This window comes from Cellulosimicrobium sp. TH-20, assembly GCF_002105775.1.
Lineage (GTDB): Bacteria > Actinomycetota > Actinomycetes > Actinomycetales > Cellulomonadaceae > Cellulosimicrobium > Cellulosimicrobium funkei.
In genome coordinates, this window is the sequence record NZ_CP020857.1 from 1,741,799 (window position 1) to 1,758,364 (window position 16,566).

The 16,566-nt window shown below is 74.6% G+C and carries 16 protein-coding genes and 1 tRNA gene; 10 read left to right on the forward strand and 7 right to left on the reverse strand.

From position 1 onward, the window contains the following. Positions 1 to 172 precede the first annotated feature (172 nt). Both B8281_RS07785 and B8281_RS07790 read left to right on the forward strand, forming a co-directional pair. Positions 173 to 967, forward strand: coding sequence for a thymidylate synthase (locus B8281_RS07785; RefSeq protein ID WP_085388668.1), 795 nt, complete (start codon positions 173 to 175; stop codon positions 965 to 967). Further along, a complete protein-coding gene (locus tag B8281_RS07790; protein WP_198163181.1) occupies positions 967 to 1,506 on the forward strand; it encodes a dihydrofolate reductase in 540 nt (179 codons plus the stop codon). Before B8281_RS07785 ends, B8281_RS07790 begins: the two co-directional genes overlap by 1 nt. Positions 1,507 to 1,534: 28 nt before the next feature. On the opposite strand, the gene B8281_RS07795 is transcribed toward B8281_RS07790, so the two are convergent. Then, positions 1,535 to 2,299, reverse strand: a complete 765-nt coding sequence (locus B8281_RS07795) for a GntR family transcriptional regulator (RefSeq protein WP_051028107.1) — start codon at positions 2,297 to 2,299, stop codon at positions 1,535 to 1,537. A gap of 233 nt (positions 2,300 to 2,532) precedes the next feature. On the opposite strand from B8281_RS07795, the gene B8281_RS07800 reads away from it, so the two are divergent. From B8281_RS07800 to ehuA, 4 genes are all read left to right on the forward strand, one after another. Beyond that, positions 2,533 to 3,492 carry a transporter substrate-binding domain-containing protein gene (locus B8281_RS07800; RefSeq protein WP_085387414.1) on the forward strand — a complete coding sequence of 320 codons (960 nt, stop codon included), beginning with the start codon at positions 2,533 to 2,535 and terminating at the stop codon, positions 3,490 to 3,492. Between the two features lie 10 nt (positions 3,493 to 3,502). Further along, a complete protein-coding gene (gene ehuC / locus B8281_RS07805; RefSeq protein WP_085387415.1) occupies positions 3,503 to 4,231 on the forward strand; it encodes an ectoine/hydroxyectoine ABC transporter permease subunit EhuC in 729 nt (242 codons plus the stop codon). Beyond that, positions 4,228 to 4,869, forward strand: coding sequence for an ectoine/hydroxyectoine ABC transporter permease subunit EhuD (gene ehuD / locus B8281_RS07810; RefSeq protein WP_034654309.1), 642 nt, complete (start codon positions 4,228 to 4,230; stop codon positions 4,867 to 4,869). Before ehuC ends, ehuD begins: the two co-directional genes overlap by 4 nt. 85 nt (positions 4,870 to 4,954) lie before the next feature. Beyond that, a complete protein-coding gene (ehuA, locus tag B8281_RS07815; RefSeq protein ID WP_034654335.1) occupies positions 4,955 to 5,716 on the forward strand; it encodes an ectoine/hydroxyectoine ABC transporter ATP-binding protein EhuA in 762 nt (253 codons plus the stop codon). A 17-nt stretch (positions 5,717 to 5,733) separates the two neighbouring features. Here ehuA and B8281_RS07820 read toward each other — a convergent pair whose 3' ends face one another. After that, positions 5,734 to 6,738: a nucleoside hydrolase gene (locus B8281_RS07820; protein WP_081599961.1), complete on the reverse strand. Its 1,005-nt coding sequence runs from the start codon at positions 6,736 to 6,738 to the stop codon at positions 5,734 to 5,736. 104 nt (positions 6,739 to 6,842) lie between these two features. On the opposite strand from B8281_RS07820, the gene B8281_RS07825 reads away from it, so the two are divergent. Beyond that, positions 6,843 to 6,915: transfer RNA gene (locus B8281_RS07825), tRNA-Arg, on the forward strand. Positions 6,916 to 7,011: 96 nt separating this feature from the next. On the opposite strand, the gene arr is transcribed toward B8281_RS07825, so the two are convergent. Further along, positions 7,012 to 7,422, reverse strand: a complete 411-nt coding sequence (gene arr, locus B8281_RS07830) for an NAD(+)--rifampin ADP-ribosyltransferase (RefSeq protein ID WP_034654306.1) — start codon at positions 7,420 to 7,422, stop codon at positions 7,012 to 7,014. A 284-nt stretch (positions 7,423 to 7,706) separates the two neighbouring features. Between arr and B8281_RS07835 the strand changes: the two genes are divergently transcribed. Beyond that, positions 7,707 to 8,336, forward strand: coding sequence for a PAS and ANTAR domain-containing protein (locus B8281_RS07835; RefSeq protein ID WP_051028106.1), 630 nt, complete (start codon positions 7,707 to 7,709; stop codon positions 8,334 to 8,336). Between the two features lie 87 nt (positions 8,337 to 8,423). On the opposite strand, the gene B8281_RS07840 is transcribed toward B8281_RS07835, so the two are convergent. Then, a complete protein-coding gene (locus tag B8281_RS07840; protein ID WP_043654257.1) occupies positions 8,424 to 9,482 on the reverse strand; it encodes a hypothetical protein in 1,059 nt (352 codons plus the stop codon). Between the two features lie 771 nt (positions 9,483 to 10,253). Between B8281_RS07840 and B8281_RS07845 the strand changes: the two genes are divergently transcribed. After that, positions 10,254 to 14,291: a hypothetical protein gene (locus B8281_RS07845; protein WP_369824950.1), complete on the forward strand. Its 4,038-nt coding sequence runs from the start codon at positions 10,254 to 10,256 to the stop codon at positions 14,289 to 14,291. A 25-nt stretch (positions 14,292 to 14,316) separates the two neighbouring features. Next, a complete protein-coding gene (locus tag B8281_RS07850; protein WP_144723056.1) occupies positions 14,317 to 14,577 on the forward strand; it encodes a hypothetical protein in 261 nt (86 codons plus the stop codon). A gap of 29 nt (positions 14,578 to 14,606) precedes the next feature. Here B8281_RS07850 and mscL read toward each other — a convergent pair whose 3' ends face one another. The 3 genes from mscL to B8281_RS07865 form a co-directional block, all read right to left on the reverse strand. Next, on the reverse strand, positions 14,607 to 15,095 hold the full coding sequence (gene mscL, locus B8281_RS07855; protein ID WP_186325306.1) for a large conductance mechanosensitive channel protein MscL: 489 nt from the start codon (positions 15,093 to 15,095) through the stop codon (positions 14,607 to 14,609). A gap of 130 nt (positions 15,096 to 15,225) precedes the next feature. Then, entirely contained in the window at positions 15,226 to 15,951 is a 726-nt protein-coding gene (locus B8281_RS07860; protein WP_085388671.1) for an SAF domain-containing protein, read from the reverse strand. Between the two features lie 183 nt (positions 15,952 to 16,134). Then, on the reverse strand, positions 16,135 to 16,449 hold the full coding sequence (locus B8281_RS07865; RefSeq protein ID WP_034654287.1) for an FmdB family zinc ribbon protein: 315 nt from the start codon (positions 16,447 to 16,449) through the stop codon (positions 16,135 to 16,137). Positions 16,450 to 16,566: the final 117 nt, after the last annotated feature.

Below are 16,566 nucleotides of genomic sequence, written 5' to 3' on the forward strand. Positions count from 1 at the left end.
CGCGAGGCCGCGAGGTCGCGGACCGTCGACGTGGGGACTGGCCGGCCGCGGTGTTTGACCCACCCCGTGGCGACGACCGACACTGGCGACCGTGGCCCCCGACGCACCCTCCTCGACCCTTGCCGTGGCGACCGAGGGCGAGCGTGCGCCGTCGGGCAGCGCGCCCGGGCCCGTGCCCACCCCGTACGAGGACCTCCTGCGCGACGTCCTCGCGCACGGCACGCCCAAGGGCGACCGGACGGGGACCGGCACGCGCAGCGTGTTCGGCCGCCAGCTCCGGTTCGACCTCGCGCAGGGCTTCCCGCTCGTCACGACCAAGCGCGTGCACCTCAAGTCCGTCGCGTACGAGCTGCTGTGGTTCCTGCGCGGCGACTCGAACGTGCGCTGGCTCCAGGAGCGCGGCGTGCGCATCTGGGACGAGTGGGCCGACGCCGACGGCGAGCTCGGACCCGTCTACGGCGTGCAGTGGCGCTCGTGGCCGACGCCGGACGGCCGCCACGTCGACCAGGTCGCGCAGGTGATCGAGCAGATCAAGGCGAACCCCGACTCGCGGCGGCACATCGTCTCCGCGTGGAACGTCGGGGAGATCGAGAACATGGCGCTGCCGCCGTGCCACGCGTTCTTCCAGTTCTACGTGGCCGACGGGAAGCTGTCGTGCCAGCTCTACCAGCGCTCGGCGGACCTCTTCCTCGGCGTGCCGTTCAACATCGCGTCGTACGCGCTGCTCGTCCACATGGTCGCCGCGCAGACCGGCCTCGAGGTCGGCGACTTCGTCTGGACCGGCGGCGACGTGCACATCTACGACAACCACGTCGAGCAGGTGCGCGAGCAGCTCACGCGCGACCCGTACCCGTACCCGACCCTGCGCCTCGCGCCCCGCGACTCGATCGACGCCTACGAGTACGAGGACATCGAGGTCGTCGGGTACCAGCACCACCCGACGATCAAGGCGCCGATCGCGGTCTGATGCTCGGACTGATCTGGGCCCAGGCGCGCGACGCCGCCGGGCAGCCCGTCATCGGCGCGGGCGGCACCATGCCGTGGCACCTGCCCGAGGACCTCGCGCACTTCCGGCGCGTCACGTCGGGCCACCCCGTGGTCATGGGCCGCCGCACGTGGGACTCGCTCCCGCCGCGGTTCCGGCCCCTGCCGGGGCGCCTCAACGTCGTCGTCACGCGCCAGGAGGCATGGGTGCCCGACGGCGGCCGCCCCGCCGGCGAGGGCGGCGCGCCCGTGCGCGTGGCCGGGTCGGTCGACGCGGCGCTCGCGGACGCTCGCGCCGCGGCCCGCGCGAGCGGCTCCGACGAGGTGTGGGTCATGGGCGGCGCCCAGCTCTACGCCGCGACCGTCGCCGACGCGGACCGGTGCGTGGTCACCGAGATCGACACCGTGGTCGAGGGTGACACGTACGCGCCCGAGATCCCCGCGGGCAGCGTGCGCGACGTCGGGGAGTGGCAGGTCTCGCAGACGGGCACGCGGTACCGCGTCGTCGTCGTGTCTCGCTGATCAGACCCGCGCGACCGCAGCGTGCGGCTCAGAGCAGGCCGGTCGGTTCGATGGGGTCGAGGCGCGGCGGCGGGACGGGGTGGGGCTCCTCGAGCGTCTCGACGTCGGCGTCCTGCGGGGCGGTGAGCCGCGCGACCGCCGCGTCCAGGTTGGCGGTGATCGCCGTGACCAGGCCGTCGGCGTCCCGCTGCTCGAGGCGGGTCACGATCTCCTCGTGGGACGCCGCCGAGTCGGCACGCACGGCGTACTCGTCGCTCACGGTGAAGCTGGCGACGCGCACCTCGACGATGAGGGTGGTCATCCACCGCAGGAGCCACGGGTTCCCTCCCGCCGCGACGAGCGCCCAGTGCAGGTTGAGGTCGGCGTCGCCGATGCGGCGAGGGTCCTGGGAGGCTCCGGCCGTGACGAGCGCGTCGTACGCGGTGCGGACGGACGCGACGTCGGTCTCGGAGGCGCGGGCGACGGCGAGCCGCGCCGCGGCAGTCTCGACGCTGGTGCGCGCGGCGTAGAGCGCGGGGATGCGGTCGCGCCCGATGGTCACGACGCTCAGGCCGCGTCCCGGCGTCGCGGTGAGCAGGCCCTCCTGGACCAGCCGCTGGGCCGCCTCGCGGAAGGGGCCGCGGCTCACCCCGAGCTGCCCGGCGATCTCGACCTCGCGGATGGGTGAGCCGACGCGCAGCGCGCCAGAGTAGATCGCGTCGCGCAGCTCGCGCGCGATGAGGTCGACCGTCGACGGTCGGGTCACCGGCGAGAGGAACGGTGCGGTGAGCGGTGCGCGCGAGGCCGGGCTCATCGGCTCTCTCCCTCCGAGGTCGTGGTCGTGCGGTCGATCGAGGTCACGATCGGGTATCACATCATCCCCTGTCGGCGACGCTCGATCGGACGAACGCGCACGTGGGCATCGATTGTAGACAATCAGACGCTCTGACCGTTCGATTGTCGAACGGTCGACAGAGGGCTAACGTGGTCGACCGTCCAACCAGCCACGACCGTCACGCCCCGGCGTCGACGGGCACGAAGGGAACCATGACTTCCACGCGAACCACCGCGCACCGGCGCCGCGCCCTGCTGGGTGCCGGCACAGTCGTCCTCCTCGCCGCCACCGCAGCCTGCACGAGCGTCGACGGGGGTGGCGCCGGCGAGCCCGGGACCGCGTCCGCGGACGGCGGCGCGCTGGAGGCGCTCCAGGACCGCGGCACCATCACCGTCGGCTTCGCCGGGGAGGCCCCCTACAGCTACGAGGAGGGCGGGGAGCTCACCGGGGCGACCGTCGCGCTCCACCGCGCGATCTTCGCCGAGCTGGGGATCGAGACGGTCGAGGGTGTGAACACCGAGTTCGGCTCCCTCATCCCGGGGCTCACCGCGAACCGGTTCGACGCCGTCAGCGCCGGGATGTCGATCCTCCCGGACCGTTGCGCGCAAGCCGCCTTCAGCGAGCCGGAGTTCATGTACACCACCGCGTTCATGACGCCCGCGGGGAACCCCGACGGCCTGACGGACATGCAGTCCGCCGCCGACGCGGGTGTCCGGCTGGCAACGATGACGGGTGCCATCGAGGGCGACTACGCCCGAGAGCTCGGCATCGAGAACCTCGAGGTCGGCTCGCCGCAGGACGGTCTCGACGCCGTCGTCGCCGGGCGCGCGGACGCCTTCGCCCTCACCGGCATCTCGCTCAACCACCTCGCGGACAGCTCCGACGCCCCGGTGGAGGTCACCGAGTCGTTCGTCGCCGAGATCGACGGCGTCCCCCAGATCGGTGCCGGCGGGACCGTCTTCCGCACGAGCGACACCGCGCTGCTCGAGGCGTACAACGAGAAGCTCGCCGAGATCGTCGCCAACGAGGACCGCTATCTGGAGATCGTGGGGGAGTTCGGCTTCACCGCGGCCGAGCGTCCCGTGGAGGGCCTCACCACGGAGAAGCTCTGCGCCGGCGACCTCGACGCCCTCGCCACCGAGCTCGCCCCGGAGCTCGGCGCGGGCTCCTGAGGGACGCCGGGTGTCCGACAACCTCAGCACGCTGCTCGACGCGCTGCCGCGGCTCGGCGAGGGCGTGCTGGTCACCCTCCAGCTCACGCTGGGCGGTGCCGCGCTCGCTCTCGTCCTGGCGCTGCTGCTCGGTCTCGGCTCGCGTGCGCACCGCCTGTGGGTCCGTGGCCCGTCACGCGTCGTCGTGGAGTTCTTCCGCGGCACGTCGCTCGTCGTCCAGCTCTTCTGGCTCTTCTACGTCCTGCCGGTCTTCGGCTTCCGCATGGAGTCCCTCGCGTGCGGCATCCTCGCGCTCGGGCTCAACTACGGCGCGTACGGAGCCGAGGTGGTCCGCGGGTCGATCAACGCCGTGCCGCGCGGGCAGTGGGAGGCGGCGGTCGCGCTCGACCTCGGTCCCGTGTACCGGCTGCGCCGCGTGATCCTGCCTCAGGCGTGGGCGCTCATGATCCCGCTGCTGACCAACCTGCTGATCCAGCTCCTCAAGGGGTCCGCGCTCGCCACCTACATCCTGCTGCACGACGTCAACTACTTCATCGAGCAGCTCCGCCGCGGCACGCAGGACACGTTCTTCTCCTACTCCGTAGGCCTGCTCGTCTACTTCGCGCTCGCCTACGCGCTGACGCTCGGCATGAACGCCCTCGAGGTCCGGGCGAAGCACCGGCTCGGCCGCGGACCGTCGCTCCGTGAGGTGCTCCGCCTCGCACCGGTCCCGGCCACGGCGAGGGGAGGTGCCGCGTGAACGACGTCTGGAGCTGGGAACGTGCCGCGCAGGCGCTCCCGCCGATCCTGGAGGGCTTTCGCATCACGCTGCTCGCGACGGTCGTCGGCACGGCGATCGCCGCGGTGCTCGGACTCCTCGTCGCGTTGGTGCGACGCTCGCCGTCGCGGTGGGTCAGCGCCCCCGTGGGCCTCGTCGTGGAGTTCGTCCGGTCGACGCCGCTGCTCGTGCAGCTCGTGTTCGTCTATCTCATGCTGCCGGGCGTCCCGGCGCTGGTGGTCGGCTGCGCGGTGCTCGGCGTGCACTACGCGACCTACATGTCGGAGGTCTACCGGGCGGGGATCGACGCCGTCCCCCGCGGCCAGTGGGAGGCCGCGAAGGCGCTCGACCTGCCGCGGTCGCGCGTGTGGCGCGCGGTCGTGCTGCCGCAGGCGATCCGCAAGACGCTGCCGGGGCTGGGGAACTACGCCGTCTCCATGTTCAAGGAGACCCCGTTCCTCTTCGCGATCAGCGTCGTGGAGATGTTCACCGCCGCGCAGCAGTTCGGGGCCCGCACGTTCGTCTACACCGAGGCGCTCACGATGGTCGGCCTGCTCTTCCTCCTGGCGAGCTACCCGACCTCGCTCCTCGTCCGCAGATTGGAGAATCGCCTTGCCTGAGACCACCGCGCCCGAGGGTGCCCGCACGCCGGTCCCTGCGACGTCCCCCGCCCAGACGGCCTCCGTCGACCCCGACGTGGTCCCCATGATCGAGTTCCGGGGGGTCGTCAAGCGCTTCGGCGACAACACCGTGCTCGACGGGCTCGACTTCCGTGTCGCGCGCGGCGACCGGGTCACGCTCATCGGGCCTTCCGGGTCCGGGAAGACGACGATCCTGCGGCTCCTCATGACCCTCGAGGAGGCGGACGGCGGGATCATCCTCGTCGACGGCGACCCGTACACGCACGAGATGCGGAACGGGAAGCGGGTCGCGATCCCCGAGAAGCGTCGGCGCCCGATCCGGCGCCGCGTCGGCATGGTCTTCCAGCAGTTCAACCTCTTCCCGAACATGACCGTGCTGGAGAACATCGTCGAGGCGCCGATGCACGTGCTCGGCCTCACCCGCGCGCAGGCGACGGTCCGTGCGGAGGAGCTGCTCGAGCAGGTCGGGCTCGCGGACAAGCGCGACGCCCGCTGCACGCAGCTGTCCGGCGGCCAGCAGCAGCGTGTCGCGATCGCGCGGGCGCTCGCGATGGACCCGGAGATCCTCCTCCTTGACGAGGTGACGTCCGCTCTCGACCCCGAGATCGTCGCCGACGTGCTCGGCGTCCTGCGCGAGGTCGCGGAGACGACGGACATCACGATGCTCATCGTCACGCACGAGATGCAGTTCGCGCGCGACGTCTCGCACCGGGTGCTCATGTTCGACCACGGTCGCATCGTCGAGGAGGCCGACCCCGAGACGATGTTCACCTCGCCGCGGCACGAGCGCACCCAGGAGTTCCTCCGCGCCGTCCTCGGGGCCTGAGCAGTCGGCGACCCGGCTCAGGCAGGCTCGCCGACGCGCCCGAGCGCGTCGAGCACGAGGTCCCAGAATCGGGCGTGGTCGAGGGTGACCGCGACCTGTGTGCGGCACTCCTCGGGGCCGGGCTCGTCGCCGCGCAGGTCGGCGACGGTCATGCCGGTCGTCAGGCCCCCGTGCAGCTCGACGTCCAGTGGCGCGCGGCGCGTCGTCATGACCGACGGGTCGACGACGTACGCGACCGCGCACGGGTCGTGCACGGGCGGGGAGGGGAAACCCTGCGCGGTGCGGTACGTCGTGCCGTAGAAGTCGAGCAGCTCGCCGACGAATCGGGCCGGGGCGGTGCCGAGCGCGGCGATGCCGTCGCGCACGTCCGCCGTCGCGACGGCCTGGTGCGTGAGGTCGAGACCCACCATCGTCACCGGCCACGCCTCGGTGAGCACGACGTGCGCCGCCTCCGGGTCCGCGAGGACGTTGAACTCCGCGACCGGCGTCCGGTTGCCCACGTGGTACCCGCCGCCCATGAGGACGACCTCGCGGACGCGCGGCACGATCCTCGGCTCCTTGCGCGCCGCCATCGCGACGTTCGTCAGCGGGCCCGTCGGCACGAGCGTGATCTCGCCCGGCTCGGCCGCCAGGACCGTCTCGATGATGAGGTCCACCGCGTGCCGGTCGTCGACGGCGCGCCGCGGGGCGGGCAGCACCGGCCCGTCCATGCCCGAGTCGCCGTGGATGTCCGGCGCGACGATCCGGGGCCGGACGAGCGGACGGTCGCACCCGGCCGCGACCGGGACGTCGATCCCGGCGAGCTCCGCGACCGCGAGCGCGTTCCGCGTCACCTTCTCGAGCGTCTGGTTCCCGGCGACCGTGGTCACCGCGACCAGGTCGACGGCGGGGCTCCCGTGCGCGAGGAGCATCGCGATCGCGTCGTCGTGGCCGGGGTCGCAGTCGAGGACGATCCGGCGGGGCGGGGTCGTGCGGGAGTCAGGGGTCGGCGGGACGGGCTGGGCCGGGACGTGAGCGGACATCGACCCATCCTCGCGCGTCCCCGGGGCCGGGGCGGCCGCCAGGGCGCTTCGCCTCCGGGCGCCCGTGACGGCTAGGCTGTGCTGCGGCCCTGACCCGGGGCCACGCGCCTGTAGCTCAGGGGATAGAGCACCGCTCTCCTAAAGCGGGTGTCGCCAGTTCGAATCTGGCCAGGCGCACCGAGCAGGACAGAGGTCGAACGCCCGTCACCGACCCTGGCAGGTGTGCGCGTGCTGCGGGACGTCGGCCCGGTCGTCATCCGCACCACGCTCTGGTCAGTTGATGATCTCGCCGCGCTCCTCGGTCCGCAGAGCCGCGAGGCGCGCGCGCCAGCTCGCGAGCTCCTCGGGGCTCAGGCGTGGCCACTCGGCGACCTCACGGACCACCCGCAGGGGCGCGCTGCTCCGGTAGGACCGCGTGGGGTTGCCCGGGAACTTCTTGTCGGTGACGTTCGGGTCGTCCTCGAACGGGCCGGTCGGCTCGACCTCGTAGACACGCGGGGCGGCGTCGCGGGCCGCCAGCTCGGCGGCGAGCGCGGCGCCGCCGACGAGCGCGGTGAAGTAGACGTGGTTCATGACGATCTCGGGCCGGTAGTTCGACCGGAACCCCGCGGTCAGCAGATCACCTGCCCGCAGGTCGGCCTTCGTCCCGTGGAAGAACGGTCCCTCGTCCGGCACGTGGTTCACCCGCTCAAGGTAGACAGGCCGGGGGCCCGGTCGTGTGCCTGCGGCGCGACGTCTCGCGGAGCCCGCCTGGGCGGCAGCCTCTGGCCGAGCACTGCTCGGTCAGAGGCGCACCGGCTGCGGGCTTCTTCACGGGCCGGTGCCCCCTGCGGCACCTCGGCCGCAAGGACACCCTAAGAACCGTCTCCCCGTGCTCGCCACCTGTCGGACTTCACGGTTCGGGAGTACGGTCGAAGGGTTGAGTCTGGACCTGGCTCCTCATCCTCTGGAGAAGACGGAGCACCGACATGTCCGTAGACGACCATGCCATCGACCCATCCCTGACCCGCGAGACGGGCCAGAAGATCGGCCAGTACCGCCTCGACCTGAAGACCGGCACCTGGTGGTGGTCGTCGGAGACGTACCGGGTCCACGGGTTCGAGCCGGGCGACGTGGTGCCGACCACCGAGCTCGTCCTGGCGCACAAGCATCCCGACGACCGCGAGCACGTCCGTGCGGTCCTCGACCACGCCGAGGCCACGGGCGAGCCCTTCTCGAGCGTGCACCGCATCATGGACGCCCACGGCGTCGAGCGGTACGTCGTCCTCGTGGGGCAGGGGCGCCGGGACCGCGAGTCGGGTGAGGTCGTCGAGCTGCTGGGCTACTTCGTCGACATCACGACGACGGTCGCGGGGCGCGCGCAGGAGCGTGCGCGCCGGGACATCACCGCGGCGGCCGAGGGTCGTGGCCCGATCGAGCAGGCCAAGGGCATCCTCATCGCCGCGCACGGCGTGAGCGCCGACGAGGCGTTCGCCCGCCTCAAGCAGGTCTCGAACGACAAGAACGTCCGCCTGCGCGAGCTCGCGTCCGTCGTCGTCGACGAGGCGGGACGCGCCGGCGGGGACTGCGCCGAGCGCATCGACGCGATCCTGCGGTAGGCGCCGCAGACGGTAGAGCCCCGCACTCCCGGACGGGACTGCGGGGCTCTCGCGCGTGCGGACGCGGTCGGGTCGCCCCCGGTCCGGCTAGGCCGACGCGGGCGTCGGGGCGGGCGCGCTACCGGGCGTCGACGGCGTCGGCGCGGTCCCGGTGCTCCCGTCGCCCGTGCCGGTCTCCGCCTCGGACTCGGTACCGCCGCCGGTGCCCCCGGCCCCCTCGCCCGGGCCCGTCGAGGGCGTCGGGGCGGGTTCCTCCGGCGTCGTCGGGTCGGGGGTGGGGTCCACGGTCGGCTCCGGGGTGGGCGTGGGCGTGCTGGACGGCTCGTCGGACGGCGTCGTCGACGGCGAGGGGCTCGGGCCCGGCGTCGGCACGGTCGCGGGGCCCTGCGAGGGCGTGCTGGGCGCCGGCGTCGTCGGGTCCTCGGTGCTCGGGGTCCGCTGGTGGCTGATCGTCGTGCCCGACCCCTCGACGCCGCGGACGGCGTCCGCGAGGGGCTTGCCGAGGACGAGCTCGACGACGAGGACCACGCCCATCACGGCGACGAACAGCGCGAGCGCCGTCACGGTGAGCACGCGGCCGCGCCCGTACCGGTCGATGAGCCGCAGCCAGCGGTTCTGCCCACCCTCGGAGTCGTCCGTCCCGGCCGCCCCGGCCGCCTCGCCGTCGGCCCCTGCCGAGCCGACCGCGGTGGCCACCGCCGTCTCGACGCTGTCCGCCCGCGCGTCGGGCTCGACGGCCCCGCGAGGCACCGACGCGACCGCCGTGGTGGTGCGGGTACGGGTGGTGCCCGTGCCTGCGGTGGCCTGCACGACCTTGCCGACGACGGGCACGAGCTGCTCGCGCGTCTTCTGGATCGAGCGCGTGTAGACGTAGTTCGCGACGACGGTCAGCGCGCTGGCGATGCCGGCGCCGATGATCGTCCCGGCGGTCCCGAAGTAGGACAGGAGCACGGTGGTGCTCACCGCGGCGAGGGCGCTGGCGATGACCTGGGTGAGCGAGAGGCGGGCCGGGGCCTCGCGCTCCTTCTCGGGAGCCGGCTCCGCGGTGGTGCGTCCCGCGGGGTGTCCGGCGTCGGGGCCGGGCTCGTCGCGCGGGACGCGCGGGGCGTCGCGGTCGAGGCGGGGGTTCTCGGAGGGCGTGGTCACGTGGTGCTGGTTTCCGGTCGTCGGCGGGCTGGTCCGCCCGCCGCCACCGGCCGTGACGGCCGCGCGCCAGGGACCGGCGTCGGGCCACGGGCGTCCTTCCACGGTAGGACGTCCGTGTGGACCTCGCTCACGGGGGCCGTGCCCGGCCCTCAGAGGAACCGGGAAGATCCTGTGACGCCGCCGGTCAGCGCCCCGGACGCCGCACCCGCCGGACCCCAAGCGCCCCTGGTGCGCCGGACGGCGGGGAGGGTCGTATCCTGCCGGGAGTCGTCATGATCGTGCGGCGGCCGCCGAGCAGGGCGCCGTGTGATGCGCACCACACGGTTCGACGGCGGGCCGGCGGCCTGAGACCCGCGGAATGCCGCGCCTTCTGGTGGACGCCCGTCCAGGTCGTTCTCAGGCGTTTGTGCGGCTCGCCGGGTAGTCGTGCGTCCAGGGCCCCGAGCCGTGTTGACGCCTGGGCTGCGCGCCGTGCAAGATAGTTCTCGACAGCGCGCATCGCCTGCCCCCTGCGCGGTGCGCGCTGTTTCACACTTCTCCGGGAGAACATCTCGGAATTGCTCGGAAACGACGGCCTCGGAACACGAATTCTCGTGATCCGAGGCCGTTCGTCGTTCTCGCGCCGGCCCGCGCCCAGGTGTGGTCGCGGCCCGGCGCCGTGCGGCGCAGCGGGTCGCGTCCTCCCCGGCGCGCCGCGTCGAGCGGCGGGAGGCGGACGGTTAGCGTCGGAGGGTGAATGCCGCAGCCCGCACCAGCTCAGCCGCCCGGAGCGTGGCCGATCCTGCTCGGCTGCCCTCGACCCCTCCCGGCGGGACCGACCAGCCCGACGCCGAGGCCGCCGACGTGATGCCGTCGCGCCCCGTGCTCGTGCCCGAGCCCACGACGTCCGACCTCGTCGAGGAGGCGGTCGCCCGCTGGCGCGCCGGGCTCGTCGAGCTCGCCGGGGGGTCGTCGCTCGCCGACGTCTCCCTCCTCGGCGACGCCGTCGTCGATCTCACCGCCGCGCACCCCTCGGGCGTCGCGCAGCTCTTCGCGGGACGGCCGACCCGGTTGTCCAACCTCTTCCGCGAGGGCGGCTCCCTGCCCGCCGCGCGCCGCCGCGCGCGCGCCGTCGTCGTGCGGGCCGCCGAGCACGCGCAGCGCTACGGCGTCGCCCCCACGTACCTCGCCATCGGCGTCGCGACCTGGACCCAGAGCCCGACGGCGCCTCTCGCCGAGGACGACGTCGCCGCGCTCGCCCGCGTTGCCGGTCGTGCGCCCACGGTGGTGCCCGGCGACGGGGACGCGAGCGCCCCGACGGACCCGGAGCCCGCGGCGGCGGCACCCGACGCCGAGGACGCCCCGCTCGCGCACCCCGGCGACCGGTCCGACGGCGTGGCGGGCCTCGACGAGGAGCTCGCGCCCCGGACGGTGCGCGCGCCCGTCCTGCTGCGCCCCCTCACCGTCACGCCCCGCGGCGACGGCGAGACGGACTACGAGCTGACGCTCGAGCCCACCGCCGAGATCAACCCGCTCCTCGCGCGCACCCTCCGGGCGCACGGCGCGCTCCTCGACCCCGTGACGCTGGCACGGTCCACGTTCACCGGCGCGGGCTTCGACCCGGGCGACGCGACCCGGCGGATCGCGGCCCTCGGGCAGGCGGTCCTCGACGACTTCGACCTCACCCACCGGGTCCTCGTCGGGACGTTCGTGCACCCGGGCCAGGTGCTGGTCGACGACCTCGACGAGCTCGCGCCCGCGCTCGAGCGGCACGAGGTCGTCGCGGCGCTCGCCGGGGACGAGCGGTCCGCCGCCGCGCTGCGGGCCGACCTCCCGGCGCCGCGCGTCGGCGACGCCGACCCCGTGCTCGAGCGCGGCGCGGGCGACCTCGACCCGTCCCAGCGGCACGTCGTCGACGTCCTCGCGAGCGGCTCGCACCTGTTCGTCGACGCCCCCACCGGGTCCGACGTCGCGGGCACGCTCGCCGCCGTCGTCGCCGAGGCCGCGGCGTCGGGCCGCCACGTCCTCTACGTGCCGGGCCACCGTCGCGCCGCCGACGCGCTCCTCGCCCGCCTCGACGCGCTGGGCCTCGACGGGCTCGCGCTCGACGTCGCCCCCGAGCCGACGTGGCGGGAGACCGCCTCGCACCGGCTGCTCGCCGCGATGGCGACCGAGCCGGAGCCGGTCGAGGACGACGACCTCGTGCGCACGCGCGACGCCCTGCTCGGTGCACGCGCCCGGCTCGCGGGGTACATCGAGGCGCTGCACCTCGTGCGCGACCCGTGGGGCGTGTCGGCGTACGACGCGCTCCAGGCCCTCGCGCGGCTCACCGCCGAGCGCCCGGCGCCGGACACGCGGGTGCGGCTCACGACCGAGGTCGTGCTCGCCGTCGGGCCGCAGCGCGAGCGGGTCGCCGCCGAGCTGCGCGAGGCCGCGATGCTCGGCGCCTTCACCGCCCGCGCGACGTCGACCCCTTGGTACGGCGCGGCGCTCACCACGCCGCAGGAGGCGCACGACGCCCTCGTGCGCGTGGAGCGGCTGCGCGCCCACACGCTCCCGCAGCTGCGCGCGCAGGTCGAGCAGGTCGCGGAGCGCACCGGGCTCACCACCGCGACGACGCTCCGCCAGTGGGGCGACCAGCTCACGATGCTCGGCGGGATGCGCGGGACGCTCGACGTGTTCCAGCCGCTCATCTTCGAGCGCACCGCGCAGGACATGGTGGAGGCGACCGCGACGAAGCAGTGGCGCGAGCAGCACGGGATCGAGATGGGCTGGTTCGCGCGTCGCCGGTTGCGTCGTCAGGCGCGCGACATGGTGCGGCCGGGCGTCCGCGTGCCCGACCTGCACGCCGCGCTCGTCGAGGTCCAGGCGCAGCGCGCCGTCTGGCAGGAGCAGTGCCCCCGTGGCGGCTGGCCCGTGCTGCCCGAGGGGCTGTCGGCCATCGAGGACACGCACGAGGCCGTCCGCATCGACGCCGAGGAGCTGGAGCCGGTGCTCGCGGGCACGCCTGCGGGCGGCGGGCTGCTCGACATGCCGCTCGACGCGCTCGCCGCCCGCCTCGACGCGCTCGCGGAGGACGCCGCCGCGCTCGACGCGCTCCCGGCGCGGACCGCGATCCAGCACCGGCTCACCGACCTCGGCCTCGGCGAGCTCCTCACCGACCTCGCGGCGCGCCGCGTCGAGCCCGACGAGGTGGGCCCCGAGCTCGAGCTCGCCTGGTGGAGCTCGGTGTTCGAGCAGATCCTCGCGCAGGACCAGGCGCTCGCCGGGCAGGACGGCGCGGGCCTCGACGCGCTCGCGCGCCGGTTCCGCGAGCTCGACCGCGCGCACGTCGCGTCCCTCGCGGCGCCCGTCCGGGCGGCGGTCCGCGACCACCTCGGGACCGCGATGCGCGAGCACCGTGACGAGGCGGAGGCCCTCTTCACCGAGCTGCTCGAAGGGCGGCTCGTGAGCCTGCGCGAGACGGCGGAGCAGCACCCGGCCGTGCTGCGCCGGCTGCGCCCCGTGCTCGTCGCCACGCCGACGCTCGTCCCGCACCTCGTGCCGGCGACCCGCACCGTCGACCTCGTGGTGCTCGACGCGATCGAGCACACGCCCGTCGAGCTCGTGCTGTCGGCGCTCGCGCGCGGGCGCCAGGTCGTCGCCGTCGGCGACCCGCGGGCGGCGTCCACGGACACCGTGCGCGAGCTCGCCGAGCTCCTGCCCACGGTCGCGCTGCTCGCCGACGGCTCGCGACGCGACCCGTTCGTCACCACGTTCCTCGCCGAGCACGGCTACGCGGGCGTCCTGCGCCCGTCGCCGCTGCCGCGCGCGGAGGTCCTCGTCCAGCTCGACGTCGTCGACGGCGCCGGGATGCCCGACACGGCGTCCGGCGCGGTCGAGAGCACGCAGGCCGAGGTCGACCGCGTCGTCGAGGTCGCGATCGAGCACGCGCTCACCCGGCCGGACGAGTCCCTCGCGATCGTCACCGTCACGCCCCTGCACGCCGACCGCATCCGCGACGCGCTCCTCGTCGAGGTCCGGCAGAACCCGGCGCTCGCCGGGTTCTTCTCCGGCGCCCGCGCGGAGCCGGTCGTCGTCGCGGACGTCTCCGGCGTCGCCGGGCTCGTGCGCGACACGATCGTGCTGTCCGTCGGCTTCGGGAAGACCCCGCACGGCCGCGTGCTGCACCGGTTCGGCATCCTCAACACCCCGGGCGCCGAGGCCATGCTGCTCGACGCCGTCGGGGCGACACGCCGGCGTCTCCACGTCGTCTCGTGCTTCACGGCGGGCGACCTCGACCCGGAGCGACTGCGCGGCGCGGGCGCCCGGCTGCTCGCCGAGGTGCTCGACCTGGCCGAGCAGCGCAGCGGCGCCGCCGACCAGGTCACGCTGGGCAACGGCGTCGACCTCGGCGGCAGCCCCGACCGGCTCGTCCTGGACCTCGCCGAGCGGCTCTGGCGCGCGGGGCTCGTCGTCGAGACCGACTACGGCATCGGCGACGGCGACCGCATCCCGCTCGTCGTCGGCCACCCGGACCTGCCCGGCGAGCTCCTCGTCGCCGTCCTCACCGACGACGCGGCCTACGTCGCCGAGCGCAGCGTCCGCGTGCGCGACCGGCAGGTCGCCGAGCGGCTCGAGCGCATCGGCTGGACGGTCGCGCAGGTCTGGTCCGCCGCCGCGTTCCTCGACCCCGCCAAGGAGGCCGAGCGCATCCGGCGGGTCGTGCAGGCCGTGCGCGACGCGCGGCTCCCGGAGACGGGCGGCGTCGCGCAGACGGGCGGGGGCGACCGGATCGTCGTCGTGCCGGTGCTCGACGACGACGAGCAGCACGGCGACGAGGACCTGTAACCCCGCCGGTGGGACCATGGGACGCGTGAGCACGACCGCCGACCCGAGCCCCAACCCGTCGCACCTACCCGACGACGGGCGCGACCGTCCCGAGCCCGAGGCCGGGCGCCGTCGGCGTCCGCGGCGGGCCGTGCGGCGGGGGACCGAGAGCACGGTGGTGCCCGGCACGAGCGCCGACGAGCGGGCCGAGGGCTGGGGCGACGAGTCAGCCCCCCGCCGCGGCGTGCCGGGCGAGAACGACGACCGCCTGCTGGGCGACGTGCCGCCCCACTACGGGCGCCACTGACGGCTCGCCGGGCGACCGGCTGAGCGGCGTCAGAGGTGCCGCGGGGGCGTCGGCCCGCCGGGCGTCGTCCCGCCGGGCGCCGCGCCGGGGCCGCTGCCGGCCTGGGCGGCGAGAAGGTCGCGGATCTCCTGGAGCACGCGCACGTCCTCGGCAGGTGCCTCGGGCTCGGGCTCCTCGTCCTTCTTGCGGCGCTCCGCGAGCTTGTTCATCGGCAGGACGATGACGAAGTAGAGGGCGACGGCGATGATGAGGAACTGGAGGATCGCGTTGAGGACCCCGCCGACGGAGATGACGGAGGGCGGGATGTCCTTCGCCTCGTTCCCCGCGCGCAGCGTGATGTCCCACAGGCCGGTGAGGTCGGGCTTGCCGAAGATCGCCCCGATGAGGGGGTTGATGAAGTCCTCGACGATCGCCGTGACGACCCCGGAGAACGCGGCCCCGATGACGACGCCGACCGCCAGGTCGATCGCGTTGCCGCGGAGCACGAACTCCTTGAACCCTTGGAACACGCCCTTCATGTGCTGCTTCCCTCTCCTGTCGACGGGCACGCGTGGCGGCGGCGCCACGACACGTGCACGCGTGATCCTGCCAACGGGCGCGGCGACCGGCAACGGCTTCGCCCGGCGGGTCGGCGGTCTCACGGAGTCGTCACGGGACCAGGACGGCCGTGACCGGGGCGTGCCCGGACCGCGCCGCCAGCCGGACGGCCTCCTCGGGGCGCACCGCGACGAGGGTCACGACGTCGGAGCCTGACCCACCGGTGCCGAGCAGGCCGCCGCCGTCGTCGGGCTCGGGTGCCGGCACGACGACCGCGGCGCGGGCCAGGTACGGGTCGTCCGGGGGAGCGGACCCCGTCTCCGCGGGTTCCGTGGGTGCCGGGGCGAGCGCGGGGTCGCCCGCGGCCAGCAGGTCGACGCGGTCGCCCGGCTCGAGGAGCGCGGCGACGCCCGGGTCGAGCCGGACGGGGGCGACCACGGTCCCGTCGGGCGCCCCGGCGGCGAGCTCTCCTCCGCCGACGAGGCCGTCCTGGAGGAGCGTGCCCTCCGGCAGGGCGACGGTCGCGCGGCGTCCGACGACGTCGTCGGCCCGGGCCGGTGCCCCGGCGGGCAGGAGGGAGGCCGGGACGTGGTCCACCCGCACGTCGGGTGCCGCGAGCGTGGTGCCGGGCGGCACGGCGCGGGCCGTCACGACGGCGGGAGCCGTCGGCGGGGGTGGGGGCCGCAGCGCACCGACGACGACCGACGCGGCGAGCCCGCAGCACAGCGCGGCGACCACGAACCGGGACCGCCACCACAGGCCGTGCAGCAGCCGCCGTCGGGCGGCGGCGCGGCCGGGGTGGGCTGACGGGTCGGGCGGGCGGGAGGAGCGAGGCATGGCGCGACCGTAGCCGCGCGCGGCGAGCCGGTGGCCGCGGTGCGCGGCGGTCTGTGGACGACGCGGCACGCGGGCCGCGCACCGTGAGCCGACCGACCCGCTGTGGTCGGCCGCGCACCGGTGCGGTGCCACGACGGAGCCCGGGCGCGTCAGGGGAGAGCGACCCGACGGCGCCGCGTCAGGTCAGGACGACGCGGCAGAGCTGCTCGACGCGCCGCCCGAGCCCGTGCCGCCCGACGACGAGGACGACCCCGCCGACGACGACGAGGACGAGGACGTGCTGGACGTCGAGGCGGCGGGCGCCGTCGACGTCTTCCCGCCGGACCGCGAGTCCGTGCGGTAGAAGCCGGAACCCTTGAACGTCACGCCCACGGAGGAGAACACCTTGCGCAGGCGGCCCGAGCACTCGGGGCACACCGTGAGGGCGTCGTCGCTGAACGACTGGTGGATGTCGAAGGCGTGACCGCAGGCGGTGCAGGTGTAGGCGTAGGTGGGCACGGGTTCTCCTCGTTCACGAGACGGCCGTCGAGGCGGCCACCGGCGGGTCGGGATCGGGACGGTCTCGGCCTGGTCGACGGTGTCAACACCGCCTGGCACTCGAAACTTCCGAGTGCT

Excerpts from the sequence above, each read along its gene's own strand:
- B8281_RS07860 (WP_085388671.1), bottom strand. The coding sequence starts at position 15,951 with ATGCCTCGCTCCTCCCGCCCGCCCGACCCGTCAGCCCACCCCGGCCGC.
- B8281_RS07790 (WP_198163181.1), top strand. The coding sequence starts at position 967 with ATGCTCGGACTGATCTGGGCCCAGGCGCGCGACGCCGCCGGGCAGCCC.
- ehuA (WP_034654335.1), top strand. The coding sequence starts at position 4,955 with ATGATCGAGTTCCGGGGGGTCGTCAAGCGCTTCGGCGACAACACCGTG.
- B8281_RS07835 (WP_051028106.1), top strand. The coding sequence starts at position 7,707 with ATGTCCGTAGACGACCATGCCATCGACCCATCCCTGACCCGCGAGACG.
- mscL (WP_186325306.1), bottom strand. The coding sequence starts at position 15,095 with ATGAAGGGCGTGTTCCAAGGGTTCAAGGAGTTCGTGCTCCGCGGCAAC.
- B8281_RS07820 (WP_081599961.1), bottom strand. The coding sequence starts at position 6,738 with ATGTCCGCTCACGTCCCGGCCCAGCCCGTCCCGCCGACCCCTGACTCC.
- B8281_RS07795 (WP_051028107.1), bottom strand. The coding sequence starts at position 2,299 with ATGAGCCCGGCCTCGCGCGCACCGCTCACCGCACCGTTCCTCTCGCCG.
- B8281_RS07800 (WP_085387414.1), top strand. The coding sequence starts at position 2,533 with ATGACTTCCACGCGAACCACCGCGCACCGGCGCCGCGCCCTGCTGGGT.